Source organism: Syntrophobacterales bacterium, from assembly GCA_031274925.1.
Classification (GTDB): domain Bacteria; phylum Desulfobacterota; class Syntrophorhabdia; order Syntrophorhabdales; family Syntrophorhabdaceae; genus PNOM01.
Genome location: JAISPL010000036.1, coordinates 1 through 15,099, shown reverse-complemented (window position 1 = coordinate 15,099; position 15,099 = coordinate 1). Strand labels below are relative to the sequence as shown.

Genomic DNA, 15,099 nt, shown 5'->3' with positions numbered 1-15,099 from the left:
TCTCCTCCGGTGCCGTAATCGTCTATTCTACACCATAATCAGACGCGAAATCAATAGCCTGGGGTATATTACCACAAGGTCCATCGTGTTTAATCCCTCCTGATTTCAAGCCTTAGGCTTTTGTCATGGGAAAACTGAAATGTGCCTTTTTATATACAATTCTCTTGACAATTATTTTCGAGAATAGAATAATATAGTGACTTTAAGCAATGAACTATCTTGCGGCAATGAGTGGGATATCATATATGACAGACAATCTGGCATGTTCCAGCTTGTTTCCGGATTGCGGTATCCATCTCGGGTATATTTAGTATCAAGCGCGAAAGACGGCAATGCGGTGCGTTGTTGTGGGATATGTCCAAAGAGATTCATAATAAAGAGGGAGCCATGAGCTATAAGAATAAGGAACAATTACCGAACAAGGATAGGTTCTTGAGAGAACAGGTTTACAGGCAGCTCAAAAACAATGTATTGGATGGAAACTGGGAGCCCAATACTCGCCTTGTAGAAGAAAAACTGGCCGCGGATATGGGAACGAGCCGGACCCCTGTCAGGGAGGCGATCCAGAAACTCGAAAAAGAAGGACTCATTCAAAAGTTGCCGAGGGGTGGTTTTGCGGTGGGTTCTGTTACGGCCGAGGAAGTCGAGGAAGTTTTCGAAATAAGAGGAATACTCGAAACCCATGCGGCTTACCTCGCCGCAAAAAGAGCCACCGAGCGGGACATCATAGCTCTGGAGGAGATCGTCAAACATGAAGAAGAGGCTTTAATCAAGAAAAATATGGAGGAGATCGTCAAGTTCAACACTCTCTTTCACGACACCCTTTACAAGACGGCCAGGAGCGAAAAACTCGTGAAGGTAGTCAATGAACTCAGGGATTTCATTCACCGGTACAGAGTTATCTGTTTCACTAATGACAGAATGGCAGTCACGGCGGTCCGTGATCATCTGACCATGATCACCGCGATGAAGGCTAATAATCCTAAGCTGGTACAGAAGACCATGCACAAGCTCTTCATTAGAGCAAAAAAATTCATTAAGAAGAGGATCAGGCAGCACCCGAGGAAGAGAGCCGCAAAATTAGTGTAACGTCTCAGAAGGTTTACATTCTCTGCGTCGTTATTCCGGCAACAGCGCTTTTGTCGGCAGAATCATATCCACAAGGAGCAAACGGAACACCCGGCCGCTATCAGGAAGTCTTCTGGAGGGAGACTTCGCCCGCTCTTCCCTCCACGTGGCCGTACACAATCTCACATGAAGGGGTGTTTTCCCCTTTTTCATACCTCGCGGCAATATCAATAAGCCGGACGAAGGTGAAACTATCCCTCAAGGCCTCAACGACAAAAGATTCGAGAAAGCCGGTCCATCGTTTTCCCTCAAGCTCGGTGTGGACCGTGAGGATATTGAGTCCGTCTGTCAGGCGGGAAAAGAAATGGTCCGCGAGGGCCTTCTGGTCGGTGCCTGCAATGCCCACCATCTCGTCAAGCGTGGGCAGGCTCGACGGGATCTGGAGAACTTTGAATTTTTCCCCGCCCAGTATGGGCCGGAAAGGATATGACCCCCTCGTGTCACTCGAATAAATAAAGCCTTTCTCCTCAAACCAGTTAAGGGCGTGGCCGTTGATCATCCATCCAGGGGCCGCAAAGGAGACCGGTGGATTCCCGAGAACTTCCCGGTATACGGTAAAAGCCTTCTCAAGATCCTTAACTGTTCTTGCTTTTCCTAAGGATTTGATGTGGTCATGCCAGTACACATGGTCAAGGCCGTGTATTCCGGCCTCATGGCCTTCACCCGTAATCCGGCGAAGCACGGGGCCGTTTTCTCTGGCTATTTCAGGTCCGGGCAGGACAAGACCGTACATTAGCGTCTTTACTCCGTAAGTGCTCAAGACCCCTACCCTTCCCGCCTTCTTCAAGAATCCTTTCTTCGTGAATACCCTTTTCGCGGTCCGGCCTGTATGGTCTTTCCCCATTGGTACAAAAAAACTCGCATGGATGCCATATTTTCGGAAAAGTTCAAGGAGCACGGGCACGCCGTTCTTCATGCCCACATCAGTATCCACATCCACCTTAACACCTATTGTCTTATGCCAAGCCTTATCCATTAGGATACCTTAGCCGGGGAACAGTCATCACTCCGGCAAATATTCCCTCCTTATCCGTTCCTTCAAGCCATTTTCAGGTTTGTTTCGAGATAATAATCAAGGGTTTTCTTGAGGGCTGTATCAAGATCGACTTTCGGCGCCCAGCCGATTAACTCTTTCGCCTTCTTTATGGAAGGCACTCTGCGATCTATATCCTGATACCCTTCACCGTAATAATCCTTCGAATAGACTTCCACTATCTCAGCGAACTTCTTGAAATGCGCCGTGTTCGGGTGGGCCATGAACATGGCCTTCATCTTTCCGGCAAGCTCCTTCACCGTCGCCTCATTGTCAGGATTTCCTATGTTGAAGATCTGGCCGTCGCATTTGCCTTCTTTATTCTCTATAATCTTCATGAGGCACTCCACTCCATCGTCGATATATGTGAAGCACCTCTTCTGAAGGCCCCCGTCCACCAGTTTGATCGGTTCCCCCAAAAAAAGATTGCTGATGAACTGAGTCACTACCCTTGAACTGCCTTCCTTCTCCGGGTCCGTGGTCAGCTCGTCAAGTTTTGGCCCGATCCAGTTGAAAGGTCTGAAAAGAGTGAATCTTAAACCATTCTGGAACCCATAGGCCCATATGACCCTGTCAAGAAGCTGCTTTGACGAGCTGTATATCCACCTCTGCATCCTTATGGGGCCGGTGACAAGAGGACTCTCATCTTCGTTGAATTCGCCATCGGGACACATGCCGTACACCTCTGACGTAGACGGAAAGAGAAGTCTCTTATTGTATTTCAGGCAAAGCCTAACAATGTTCAGGTTTTGCTCAAAATCGAGCTCGAAAACCCTGAGCGGCTCTTTTACATATGTTGCGGGCGTCGCGATTGCGACGAGAGGCATGATAACGTCGCATTTCTTCACGTTATACTCAATCCACTCCTTGTTTATCGCTATGTCTCCCTCGACGAAATGGAACCGCTCGTGCCCGAGACATGTGTCCAGCTTGTCGCACTTTATGTCCATGCCGTAGATTTCCCAGTCCGTATCACGCAGGATCTGCGCTGTAAGGCTGTTTCCTATAAATCCATTTACTCCGAGTATCAGTATTTTCAAGCGTTACCTCCCAGTATTCGGTTTTTTGATATATAGACGGCAGCCCATGCCTCGCCGCTAATTTCCCTTTCCCCATCGAACTCCACCGTCACCAGTTTGAGCGCCTTGCCACCTGCATTAACGACAAGGGGGTTGGTCGAGATTATCTCTCCTTTTCGCACCGCCGGATCAATTTCCATTCGTGGTTCAACCTCGGTCTGCCAGATAAAAAGCTTTTTTCCGTCAAAGTAGGTGAAAGCTCCAGGATAGGGGTGGGTAACCGCCCTGACGAGGTTATGAACCGAACGGGCATCCTTCTCCCAGGAGATAAGGCCGTCTTCCGGACGTCTGCCACCAAAATACGACGAGGGGCCGAGCTCCGACTGGGATATGCGGGTGAAGGTCCTGTCCAGGAGTCTGGGAAGGATATCCCTCATGAGCGGTCTCGCCTCATTTACCAGCTTCAAAAACAGGGTGTGGGCGGTGTCGTCCGAGGTAATATCCACGGCTCTCTGAGCCACTACATCGCCGGCGTCCGGTTTTTCCTCCATGAAATGCATGGTCAGCCCGGTTTTTTCAGCTCCTGCGATAAGTACCCAGTTCACCGGGCACCTCCCTCGGAACTGAGGCAGTAACGAGCCGTGAACGTTGAAAGCGCCCGTCCCGGGAATTTCGAGAATTCTTTTTGGAATGAGGCTTCTGTAATAGAAGGAGAAGATAACATCCGGTTTCGCCTGCCTGATAAGGTCCGCCCAACGAGGGTCTTTGAGAGTTTCGGGAGTATACACGGGAATATTGCGTTCCTTCGCCAGACGGACGGGTGTTTTGAACCATATCTCTTCGCCTGGGTCGTCTTCGTGGGTGAAAAGGCAGGAGACATGGGCCCCAAAAGAGAGAAGCTCGTCAAGGCATGCATATCCGATCTCGTGGTACGCAAAGACTACCGCCTTCACCGCAATTCCTTCTTTATAATGAACCTCGGGCGGCGTCTTACTTCTTGATATATCCTTCCCACATATTCCCCGATGATGCCAAGGGCGAATATCTGAATACCGATGAAGAAGAACAGGATGGCGAAAAGGGTGAACGCCCCTTCCGACTCAGGCCCTACGATGAACCGTCTTATAACAAGAAAGAAAGCGAATGCAAGGCCGAGAATGGCAATGACGATCCCCAGCACGCCTATAAACTGGATGGGAAGGAGAGAGAAACTCGTCATGAGGTCAAAATTAAGCCTCATGAGCTTGAACAGACTGTATTTGGAGGTCCCTCTTTTTCTCTCCTCATGACCCACTTCTATCTCCACGATCCGTTTCGCGAAGGTATTTCCGAGGGCCGGGATAAAACTCGACGACTCGGGACACATATTCATATAGTCGATTATGTTTCTCCGGTAAGCGCGGAGCATGCAGCCGTAGTCTTTGAGCTTAACACCAACGAGGCGGGCCGTGATCTTGTTGACCACATACGAGGGGAAAGTTCTAAGAAAAGAGTCCTTGCGGTCCTTTCTGTATGTACCCACCACTTCATACCCTTCTTCCATCTTTGTGATAAGCCTGGGGATCTCTTCAGGCGGATTCTGGAGATCGGCATCTATCGTAATGACAATCTCCCCTCTTGCCGCTTCAAACCCCGCGAAAAGGGCCATGTGCTGCCCGTAGTTCCTGTTGAATTCGATCACCTTTACCGTTTTGTCATGGTAATGGAAATCTTCAAGCATCTTCTGTGTATTGTCGGTACTGCCATCATTTATATAGATGATCTCATAGGCCTTTTCTATTCCCTCAAGTGTATTCCGGAGTCTCATCTGAAGCTCTTCAAGGGATTCCTGCTCGTTAAGAACCGGGATCAACACAGAGACATAAGGGTTATCTTCCATCTTTCCTCACATAGAAGGTGTAGTATTCTTTCTCGTAACGCGCCTTCCCTACCGGAACATACCTGGCGTTCAACTCTCGTTGAAGGCGAGAGGTTTCCCTGTCTTCAACAATAAGCAGTATATCACGTTTATCCTCTTTTATCTGCTTTACGGACAGAAACATATGGATCGGCTTCCCGACATAATATATTAATCCTGCGGAGCTGAATCCGAAGGTCCAGATATCTCTCGATTCGGTGAGACTCTTAAGTTTGTCCGTTATCCGGAGGGGTGACTTGAACGCTTCGTCAATAACGGGCATGTAGAGCACATTGTAGAACAGCCCGCTTATGGTGAGGTACACAAAAAAGGATATGAGGGCGCCTTTTTCCAATTTTTTGAGGAGACAGGTAAAAAATGCTCCCCCGGCAACGAACAGAAGGCCTAAGTAAAGATAGAGCACGGACGGCCCGCTCCTGAACACCTCCAATGTCTGATTGGACACATTGCGAAGAACAACCACAGAAACAATCGGCAAAAAGGCAAGGAGCACAGCAAGAGCCTTGAGGAGATATCCTGGGATTCCCCGATGCACCAGTTCCGACCACTTGTCTCTCAGGTAGAAACCTGATAGCAGCGCAATGGCGGGATAGCAGGAGAGCAGATATATGGCCCTTTTGCTTGTGGAAAACTCAAAGAAAAGAAACGTGAAAACAAACCATATAAAGGGAAGCCAATATTTTTTCCTGTACCCGTGATAGACTGCGAAAGGCAGAAAAATGCTCCATGGCAGGAAGTTGATAAAGAGTTTATGAAAATAGTAGCCCAGAGACTCGGCATGGTCAAAGGCATTGGTATACCGCGTGAAATTCTGGTGGACAATGAATTCCTTTATGTACTCGGGACCCGCCATGATAAACCATATGGAGGCGATGGCGGTTGACAGAAGGCACCCCAGCGCCATGGGTCCAAAAAACCTCTTAACCTCTTTTTCCTTTATTATAAAAATAAATATTACGCCTGCCGGAATCACAAGGCCTGCCGGCCCTTTTGTCAGGATAGCAAGGGCGGAGGGCAGGAATGCAAGGGCAAAGAGCCATTTATGCCTTCTTCTTAGCGCCAGATAGGTAAGGTATATGGTAAGCCCGATGAAAAAAGCGAAGGTCATATCCATTACGGACTCACGGGCGTTAGAGAGGAACTGGTAATTAGTAGCCAGAATTGCCGCGCTGATTAAGCCTCCTCTCGCATCAAGAAGTACGGAACCGAGCATAAATGTGACGAGTACTAACATGGTGGCCGAGACTGCGGCGGGCATCCTTGCGGAGAATTCGTTGAGTGTGCCAGTCACCTTAGACGCCGCGATTATCATCCAGGGATAAAAAGGCGGCTTCTCGAGATAGGGTTTACCGTTCAGGTATGGATGGATATAATCGTGACGCTCCATCATCTCACGGGCCATGATGGCCTGCCTTGGCTCATCCGGATCCCAAAGCGCAATGCCTCCGAGATTGTAAAAGAATAACAGATATGTGAAGCAGAGAAGTATCAGTACTTTTATTTTCATAGGTAAAGGACAACTATATGGAACACAGTGCCAGGCTATTCAAGAGGACATAACTTTCAAGTCACTTTTATATCCCAATATCGGGCTTTTTTCAATAAAGTTTTCCTCGTCGGGTATCTTCTTGCAAAGGCGTCAAGTATATCATCGTTTGTGAAACTTTCAATATTGCTATGTAGCTTTTTTGCGTAACTCCTCCGTTGTTTTTCAGATGCACGCCAGACATCATGAGAGATACTCTCCGGCTTTGCCGTCTGCACTTGGGAAAACACCTCACTCTTGAAGGATTCATAAGGTGATTCTTAGGAGGTGTCTTGGCTGCTGCCGGGTGGCCTGGTACCGCAGACACTGTTGCCTGATATGCGATTCCTGCTGAAATATCCTCCGAAGACTTTTTATTGTCGGCTAACGGTCTTTTCAAATATCCTGTACGCATCCAACAGGGCAGGGGACGTCCTATCCAAATCAAAGATGGTCTTGCCTGCCGCATCTGCCTGCAGAACATCTTTGCCATCCCTGACAGTACCCGTCACTTCAAGGCCCATCTCCAGGACGACCCTGGCAATGGTCTCTAAATCCTCTTCCTTCAGGCGGTTTACCAGAAGATAGGTATTTTTGATATTCAGCTTCAGTTCCCCAGACAGATCAAGAATCCTCTTCGCCGTGATCAATCCCCTGGGCTGCCCGTCTGAGATCACAAACAGGTGGTCCACATCCTGGGTGACAAGCCTGCTCATATGTTCCATTCCAGCTTCGTTATCCACTACGACAAATGTGTAATTACCCTTCAGACTGTCAATCGATTGCTTTGCCAGGCTATTTGCCGCACAGTAGCATCCAGGCCCCTCAGGCCTTCCCATGACCAGGAGGTCGAACCCTTTTCCTTCAACAATGGCCTGGTTTACCTTGTGCTCAAACCAGATGTCCTTTGTCATGCCAGGAGGAACATCCTTCTTCATCAGTTCACGGGCTTCCCCGATGGTATTCTCCACTGGAAGACCCAGAACCTCGTTGAGGTTCGAATTGGGGTCTGCGTCGACCGCGAGGACAGGTCCGTCATTGATCTCCTCAACAAGGTATCTGATCAGCATCCCCCCCAGAGTAGTCTTCCCCACACCACCTTTTCCTGCAAACGCTAAAATTTTCTGCATAATCTTTATTCCTTACCTTTTACCTTTCTCTTTTCTGCCTTCATCAACCTATTCGGCGTTCTTTCGCGTGCCCATAAGTCTTTCCATGACTTTCGGAAAAACCCTCTCGTCCGTGTGAGGCAGGAACATGGACGCCACGAATTCCTCCATGAATCTAGGATTGGCAGAGAGTTCAACATTGGTCATCTTGCGGGTCACTTCATTGACTTCTTTAAGGAATTCACTGGAAAAAGAGGCCAGCCGTACACCGAGAAGGACGCTGTTTCCCACAAATATGAATTTCCTGAGAGGCAGTTCAGGGAACAGGCCTATGGTGATCGCCTTTTCGAGGTCGATGTAGTGGCCGAACCCACCAGCGATAATGACTGTGTCAATTTCACTCACGCTCACACCGAGACTGTCGAGAAGGACTTTGCAGCCCGCATAGATCGCCGCTTTCGTCCTGATGAGGTTGTCAATATCTGATTCGGTGATGACAATATCCCGGCCGGTCCCGGTATCCGGCCCGTAGCTCAGCACATACTCATGCCCGTTCGCACCGGCTCTGACCCTCCCTGATTTTCCATTTCTGTCGAATGTGCCCTTCTGATCAATAAGACCTGTTTCCAGAAGCTCCGCCACGACATCAATGAGGCCGGAGCCGCATATGCCCACGGGCTTGGACTTCCCTACGGTCAGAATCATGGGCTCATATGTTGAGGGGTTGATGCGTACCTGTTCTATCGCACCTTTTCCCGCCCGCATGCCGAATTCTATGCCTCCCCCTTCAAATGCTGGCCCTGCGGAGCAGGAGGCGCATGTGAGCCAGTCTTTATTACCAAGCACGATTTCACCGTTGGTTCCTATATCAAGAAAGAGTGTGGTCTCGCTTCTCTGGAACATACCCGATCCGAGGACGCCTGCAATGATATCCCCTCCAACATAGGACGCGACAGAAGGGAAGGTGAAGGCATGGACATGGTCGCCAAGTTTCACACCGAGACTGGTGACCCTGATGGGCGGAAAAAAGGTTGTGGTGGGTATGTACGGGGCCCGCATGATATACGTGGGGTCAAGGCCCAGAAGAAGGTGGGTCATAGTTGTATTTCCCGCAAAAACAACATGGGATATGGAATCTGCCATGATCCCGGCGGACGCGACAAGCTCATCAATGACCTGGTTTATCGCGTCAACAACGGCCTCCTGCAACTTGCATAACCCATCTTTCTTTCCGGAGAATACAATTCTCGATATTACATCTTCGCCAAAGCTGATCTGTTTGTTGTAGTCGGAGTGTTCAGACAGGGTGCAGAGATCCCTTTCGCTTTTCAGGCGCTCCATTATACTGGTAACACCGCAATTGGCAAGGTCAAGAAGCTGACCGCAGATGGTGGTGGTGCCTATGTCCAGTACGATGGAGTAATTCTCAAACTCTCTGTTTCCCTGCTCCACATTGATGAGCGTATAACTGGAGCCGGTGGTGGCAATCGTCACGGTAACCTTCCACTTCCCGGCCCTCAATACCTTCGCAAGCTTCTTTAAAACCAGGAAATCGACGTATGGAACGTGAATACCGCACTGCGTCCTGAGTTCTCTCGTAAGTCTCGCAAGGTCGGAGATATTGTCTTCCATGGTTGGCTCAGGGAGCTTGATGTATCTCTTAAAAACTGCGGGATCAATCTCCATCCCGGCCACGAGCTTGCCTGCATCGGAGGGGGAGAGGATATGGGGCGCCTCCCGCCGCCTGCCGAGGGCCGTCCTGTCAACTTGGGACTCCAACGGCACTTCTACGGCTATATCACCATGGATGGCGGTCATACACGCGAGCCTAACTCCGTTCCCGTAATCTTCCGGCGTAATGGTCCGGTGGGAAGGAGAATTCACATCACCTTCACGCAGCATGATCCTGCATTTACCGCATGTGCCGTTTCCTCCGCAGGAAGCATTGATGTGGACGCCAGATCTCATCGCCACGTCAAGGAGATTATCGCTTTCAGCAGCACTAAACATTGTCTCCATCGGAAAAAATTTAACCCTGTATTCCGCCATGAATATCCTTCAGTGTCATCTCTTGCCGCTATTATACAACATAATGGAAAAGGTTTTTCAAAAAAGCCGGGGAGGCGGTCGTCGTCGTTGGTTACCTCGGTAAACATAACTCATCAAGACCAAATTTATGGTATGACCTGTTGATCTCATTGCCCGTGTGGATACATCACACATGTGGGGTGAATGAAATCAATACTCTGTAGCTTGTTGTATGGTATTGATTCGTTGATGACTACAAGATTTAATGCCGACTTGAATTAACGAGGTAAAAAACGGAGAGGGTGGGATTCGAACCCACGGTACGCTTATCAGGCGTACAGCCGATTTCGAGTCGGCCCCGTTATGACCACTTCGGTACCTCTCCTTAATTGAAAGAATCTTCTGAGCAGTGCCTTGCTTTCATTTTCGAGCACTCCTCCCTTTATCTCCAGCTTGTGGTTCAGGGGGAGTGTATTTATATCAACGATTGAGCAGAGGCCGCCTCTTTTCGCGTCGAAGCATCCGAATATTACCTCCTTCAGCCTCGCCTCTATTATTGCCCCGGCGCACATGACGCAAGGTTCCATTGTCACGTAAAGCGAACATCCCGTAAGGCGGTAGTTCCCTAATGCCTTCGCCGCCTCGTTTATTGCGAGGATCTCCGCATGGGCCGTAGGGGAATTAGCACGAATCGTGAGGTTGTGAGTTCTTGCAACTACCGCTCCCCCGGCCGAGACTACAACCGCACCGACAGGAACTTCACCATCGTCAAAGGCCCTCCAAGCCTCGTCAAGACAGATCTGCATGATGGCTTGGCTTTCCATGGACAATAAATATACCCCCGATCAATCACAAAATCAACGAAATAGGTTCGCGCCAGGATGTCTTTGAAGTCATTGGTTATCAGACGTTAGTCGTTATTTAAAAACGGCTGTCACGAGGGACTGCCCCTACGCGAATTCTGGGAAACGCAACCTCGGCTACTCTTGCCGGAACACCTATAGCGGGTGAGGCTGACCAGAGCAATATTGTCTTTCTTCTTAAAGATCAGGACATTCTTTTTATTGAGCAAATACTTCTTATAATACTTGTCAGGCGTCTGTCGATGGTTTGCCAAGGGAAAGGCATGATTGCGCCTTTGCTTTTAGCGCTGCCACCACCGGTTGGCGATCAATATAGCGATTAATTGCATGAAGATCATGATCGCCACGCAACCGCGCCATCCGGCGTACTTCCAGAGAATGCCGGGAATGACGGAGCCGGCGAAGCCGCCGAGATAGTAAAAAGAGATGTAGAGACCTGCCGCGGAAGAGCGTGCTTCGCGGGCCGCCTTTCCCACGTGGCTCGCCGACGCGGAGTGGCATGCGAAGACCCCTGAAGCCACGAGGGCAAGCCCAGCGATAATGAGCGGCAGGGAGTGAATCAAGGTCATGGCCATTCCTGTTGCAGACATTCCCGCAGCCCCCATAAGTACCTTCCGCTGGCCGACGCGATCCATGAACCGCCCTGCCAAAGGAGTGATTACTACTCCGACAAGGTAGACAACGAATATCAATGCAAGGGCGGTGGGACCTAAAAGGAACGGCTTGTCCGCCAAATAGAAGTTCACGTAGGTAAACGTTCCTACGAGACAGAAAAGGACATTGAACCCCGTGGCATAAGTGGCTAAAAGAGGAGGATTCTTGAGATGCCCCCACATGGGTTTCAGAGCCTGGACAATATTGCGGTGTCGGATGAATTTCGTAGAACGGGGGAGAAGCGACCATGCAGCAATTGCACCTGCCATGGTTGCCACGCCAAGGACGATAAAGGAAATTCGCCAGCCGTATCGGGCCGAAATAAACCCGGCACTGAAGCGACCCACAAAGCCGCCCACGACGGTCCCGGTAACATAGGTCGCCATGATGGATCCCAGCGACTTGGATGGCGACTCCTCACTGATATAGGCGATGGTGACGGATGTGATGCCTGCAATGAAGAGCCCCTGCCAAAAACGCCACATCACGAGCTGACCAAGGTTAGCCGATGTCCCAGCCAGAATTGTGGGAAGAGAAAGACCAAAAACGGCGGCAATAATCACCCTTTTGCGACCCACTGCATCGGCGACAAGCCCGATCATGAAGGCCGTGAGCGTCACCGCAAGGACCGGGGCACTCACAGTAAAACTCACCAGAAGTTCAGACGCCATGAAGAAATGCCGAAATTGAGGCAAGAGCGGCTGGGTTGTATACAGATTGAGAAAAGCGAAGAACCCGATGGCAAAGAGTGCCACAAGGGTTCCAGACTGCCTCGCTGCCAAAGTTCCCTCTCCCGACGGAGGGGCTGTCTCTGGCTCACACTGCCCTGATGGTCTTATTGTCTTCTCTGCATCCATACCTATGTCCTCATATCCAAGTCCGGCAATACTCTATAATGTATTACCCTCTTTGTCCAATATACTTAATACGTCAACCAGTTATGTTCCCGATACCCTTAATATCTGTTTCAGGAGCAAAAAGACCTTGTTGCTTTGGGATCGCGTCGCCACCGTGAGTGCCTGGAATACGGACCAAACAGACCATCTCACCGTTACGGAAGTTAACTATTATGATAAGGACGGAAGACTTTTTAAAAAATATCTGGAAAAACCTCTGCAGATCAGTCCGAATGGATCGACGCGCTTCTAAAATATAAGGAATTCGGATGGCACAAGGCAGATAGGAGGCAAATGTGCTCGCGTATAGCGGCGGTCCGGCATGCTGGTGAATGCACCGATCGTCGAGCCGGTTATGACAGGTACGCAGAACCAACATGGTATCTCTTTGCATATCGCGGGCCCATGCAATCGTAGATAAAAACGGGAGCGGATCACACCCCTTCGTCTTTGAGAAATAGTCGGTGGTATTCGGGCTCGTTCAGATGTTTTTTCAGCATCTTACCAATTACATCGAATATCTCTGCCAGATCGTCGTCGGTCATCCTCTTCAAAACCGTTTTCATCAGATCGTCATCCGAGAACTTCTGCAGGTAGAACTGGACGGTATTTTCATCGGACTGTCTGTCCAGGCCATACCCCACAAAACCATCATACATTTCCACAAAACGATGGGAATATCTTGCCATAGCGGTACACCTGTTTCCTTAAAGTACCCGGTCCGCACCGGTATATATTTTCATCTGCGCTTTTTCGAAGACCCTGACTTCCATATCCGTGTGCATTTTAGAGCCAGCGTCCCGGACAAAACCGACGACGGTAAGCCCGTGGTCTTCAGCGATTCTTAAGCCTTCATCGGTAACGGCGGTTTTGGTAGCCACAAGCGGAATGCCGGCACGGCAAACCTTAACGATCATTTCCGATGACATACGGCCCGTAGAAACCACGAAAGTCCCGGCAAAATCGATATTATGAAAGAGTGCATAGCCGATGATTTTATCCAGCGTATTATGTCTTCCTATATCTTCCACGATGGAGAGACGGTGCATCCCTTCGTCGAAAAGGGCAGCCGCATGAACGCCTCCGGTTTCATCGTAGAGGACTGCATTTTCAAATAAGGTATTCATTGCCCGGAAAATCTTCCTTCTCTCGATTTTGAGGCCAGACTTTATCCGAGAAGAAATGCCTGATTCGAAATAGGCCGTGCGGCCGCCGCCTGAAACGATGCGGCAGCTTGCCTTCGTCTTCCTGGTTGATGCCACATCCGTCCTTACCAGGACAACGTCCGCTCCTCTCTCCGTGATTTTAAGTTCCACGATCTCCCCGACGCTGTCGATAAAGCCCTGTCCAAAAAGGTATCCGGCAACAAACTCTTTCTCCATGGAGGGTACCAGGGAAGCGGTGGCGAGATGTTCCCCATTCACATAGACAGGCAACTCTTTTTCGACCACCACTCTTGACTCGGAGGGCACAAATTTTACTCCCGTAAATCTTTGAACGTTTAAAGTCTTTGCAGTGTCCATCAGTATACAGTCGCCCTCACCCGCGATCGTCAAATCTATCCAATCCTCTCCGGGTGAGAATAGACCGTCATAGTCTCGGCCCTCACCAGCCCCACGATTGTTATCCCCGCCTTTTCCGCCAGTTCCACGGCCGCCGATGTGGGCACGCCCTTGGTGGCAATGATCGGAATACCGGTCTTTATGCACTTTATGATCATCTCGGTCGGCTGCCTTCCCGTGGAAGCGGCGAGCGTTCTTCCAAAATCAATATTCTTAAACATAGCATCCCCGACAACTTTATCCAGCGCATTGTGGCGGCCAATGTCTTGAGCGATAGAGATGGCTTCTTTGCCGTTCAGGAACAGCCCGGCCGAGTGCACGGCCTCGGTCTCGGCGAAAACCGGCGACTTGAGAATGGCCCGGACGCAATTGAAGACATCCCGTCCTGAGACGACAATGCAGGAGCGGACATTCCCGGAAATAGTCTGTCTCTTCCTATCGCCTCTCAACTGCACACGGGCGACGTCATTTTCGATTTCCACGGCGATGATGTCAGCCACACTGTTTATTACTCCCTGCGCAAAGAGGTGCCCGGCCACATATTCCTTTTCCATATCGGCCATTATCATTGCTGTCGCATAGTACTCCCCATCGATCATTACCTTGAGCGCACTCTCCCTAATGATTTTTTCGCAGACGGAAACCGCGTCCCCGTCAGACCCGATATAGGATACCTCTTTCAGAATTTTGCTTTCCATAGAACGCCAGAAATGAGGACAGCAACCATATTGATCTCCATAATACTGCCAGTATATCACAATCATACGCCAATGAATAATCTAAAAAAGCAGGTCAGAAGCCCCGGGGGAGGCAATGATTTGATCCATTGCCCCCGGTTCCATTCCCTTCCTGAAGATGGCGACAAAAGTTAGACGGAGGGAAAGGCATGCGCCCCTGAATCACGGTCGGGACGACCGTGCTTTAGATAACCGTGACCACGAGAAACGAATATTGCCTTGGATCATAATGTTGTGGAAATAATCATAAATGACATGGATCGTCCCAAAGACGAGCCTCATCGACATGAGGAGCGATAATGCCAGCGCCCGTTGCACCCTTTTCGGAGCTTCTTGGTTACCAGATAGAAGCCGAATATCTTGGAGCTAACCCTTAACTGACAAGGGGCTAAGAATAAATACCCTGCAACAAGCTACAGGAAACTCTGAAGTTAGACTGATCGTAATCACCGTCCCGAGACCATTGATGAACTAAGCCTCAAGACCGCCTTTACCGAGGGCAGTCTTATTATACCAACTTAACAAAACACATACTATAGAATATTCTGTAAATATCCAAGAAGAAGGGGTGTTTACAGGACGCCAGCGCCATTATCGAAGGACTTACGTAAACGCATAATAGATGCA

13 protein-coding genes, 1 tRNA gene and 1 pseudogene are annotated in these 15,099 nt (G+C 49.6%); 2 read left to right on the top strand and 13 right to left on the bottom strand.

The window, feature by feature from the left end; genetic code table 11:
• Window positions 1-387: 387 nt before the first annotated feature.
• Window positions 388-1,089, top strand: coding sequence for a GntR family transcriptional regulator (locus LBQ00_06200; protein ID MDR2018442.1), 702 nt, complete (start codon window positions 388-390; stop codon window positions 1,087-1,089).
• A gap of 100 nt (window positions 1,090-1,189) precedes the next feature.
• Here the strand turns inward: LBQ00_06200 and LBQ00_06195 are convergent, their stop codons facing one another.
• From LBQ00_06195 to LBQ00_06150, 10 genes and pseudogenes are all read right to left on the bottom strand, one after another.
• Window positions 1,190-2,104, bottom strand: a complete 915-nt coding sequence (locus LBQ00_06195) for a polysaccharide deacetylase family protein (protein MDR2018441.1) — start codon at window positions 2,102-2,104, stop codon at window positions 1,190-1,192.
• Window positions 2,105-2,166: 62 nt separating this feature from the next.
• Entirely contained in the window at window positions 2,167-3,201 is a 1,035-nt protein-coding gene (locus LBQ00_06190; GenBank protein MDR2018440.1) for a bifunctional UDP-4-keto-pentose/UDP-xylose synthase, read from the bottom strand.
• A complete protein-coding gene (locus tag LBQ00_06185; GenBank protein ID MDR2018439.1) occupies window positions 3,198-4,133 on the bottom strand; it encodes a formyltransferase in 936 nt (311 codons plus the stop codon). Before LBQ00_06185 ends, LBQ00_06190 begins: the two co-directional genes overlap by 4 nt.
• Window positions 4,130-5,059 (bottom strand): glycosyltransferase, encoded by a 930-nt coding sequence (locus LBQ00_06180; protein ID MDR2018438.1) that lies wholly within the window; start codon window positions 5,057-5,059, stop codon window positions 4,130-4,132. Before LBQ00_06180 ends, LBQ00_06185 begins: the two co-directional genes overlap by 4 nt.
• Window positions 5,049-6,605: a glycosyltransferase family 39 protein gene (locus LBQ00_06175; protein ID MDR2018437.1), complete on the bottom strand. Its 1,557-nt coding sequence runs from the start codon at window positions 6,603-6,605 to the stop codon at window positions 5,049-5,051. The genes LBQ00_06180 and LBQ00_06175 overlap by 11 nt, the downstream gene beginning before the upstream one ends.
• Window positions 6,606-6,997: 392 nt before the next feature.
• The gene (locus LBQ00_06170) at window positions 6,998-7,753 is read right to left on the bottom strand and encodes an AAA family ATPase (GenBank protein MDR2018436.1); all 756 of its coding nucleotides are present in this window, start codon (window positions 7,751-7,753) and stop codon (window positions 6,998-7,000) included.
• 48 nt (window positions 7,754-7,801) lie between these two features.
• Window positions 7,802-9,781: an ASKHA domain-containing protein gene (locus LBQ00_06165; protein ID MDR2018435.1), complete on the bottom strand. Its 1,980-nt coding sequence runs from the start codon at window positions 9,779-9,781 to the stop codon at window positions 7,802-7,804.
• Between the two features lie 273 nt (window positions 9,782-10,054).
• Window positions 10,055-10,145: transfer RNA gene (locus LBQ00_06160), tRNA-Ser, on the bottom strand.
• Window positions 10,138-10,584 (bottom strand): annotated as a pseudogene (gene tadA / locus LBQ00_06155) (tRNA adenosine(34) deaminase TadA). Before tadA ends, LBQ00_06160 begins: the two are co-directional and overlap by 8 nt.
• A 320-nt stretch (window positions 10,585-10,904) precedes the next feature.
• Complete coding sequence (locus tag LBQ00_06150) at window positions 10,905-12,134, bottom strand: MFS transporter (protein ID MDR2018434.1); 1,230 nt, start codon at window positions 12,132-12,134, stop codon at window positions 10,905-10,907.
• A 4-nt stretch (window positions 12,135-12,138) separates the two neighbouring features.
• Here LBQ00_06150 and LBQ00_06145 point away from each other — a divergent pair, with 4 nt between their 5' ends.
• The gene (locus tag LBQ00_06145) at window positions 12,139-12,426 is read left to right on the top strand and encodes a DUF3124 domain-containing protein (GenBank protein MDR2018433.1); all 288 of its coding nucleotides are present in this window, start codon (window positions 12,139-12,141) and stop codon (window positions 12,424-12,426) included.
• A gap of 181 nt (window positions 12,427-12,607) precedes the next feature.
• Here LBQ00_06145 and LBQ00_06140 read toward each other — a convergent pair whose 3' ends face one another.
• From LBQ00_06140 to fdhD (LBQ00_06130), 3 genes are read right to left on the bottom strand one after another with little or no spacing between them, the layout of a single operon-like run.
• Window positions 12,608-12,862 carry a cytoplasmic protein gene (locus tag LBQ00_06140; protein MDR2018432.1) on the bottom strand — a complete coding sequence of 85 codons (255 nt, stop codon included), beginning with the start codon at window positions 12,860-12,862 and terminating at the stop codon, window positions 12,608-12,610.
• Between the two features lie 18 nt (window positions 12,863-12,880).
• A complete protein-coding gene (gene fdhD / locus LBQ00_06135; protein ID MDR2018431.1) occupies window positions 12,881-13,696 on the bottom strand; it encodes a formate dehydrogenase accessory sulfurtransferase FdhD in 816 nt (271 codons plus the stop codon).
• A 35-nt stretch (window positions 13,697-13,731) separates the two neighbouring features.
• Window positions 13,732-14,433, bottom strand: a complete 702-nt coding sequence (gene fdhD, locus LBQ00_06130; protein MDR2018430.1) for a formate dehydrogenase accessory sulfurtransferase FdhD — start codon at window positions 14,431-14,433, stop codon at window positions 13,732-13,734.
• Between the last annotated feature and the right edge of the window lie 666 nt (window positions 14,434-15,099).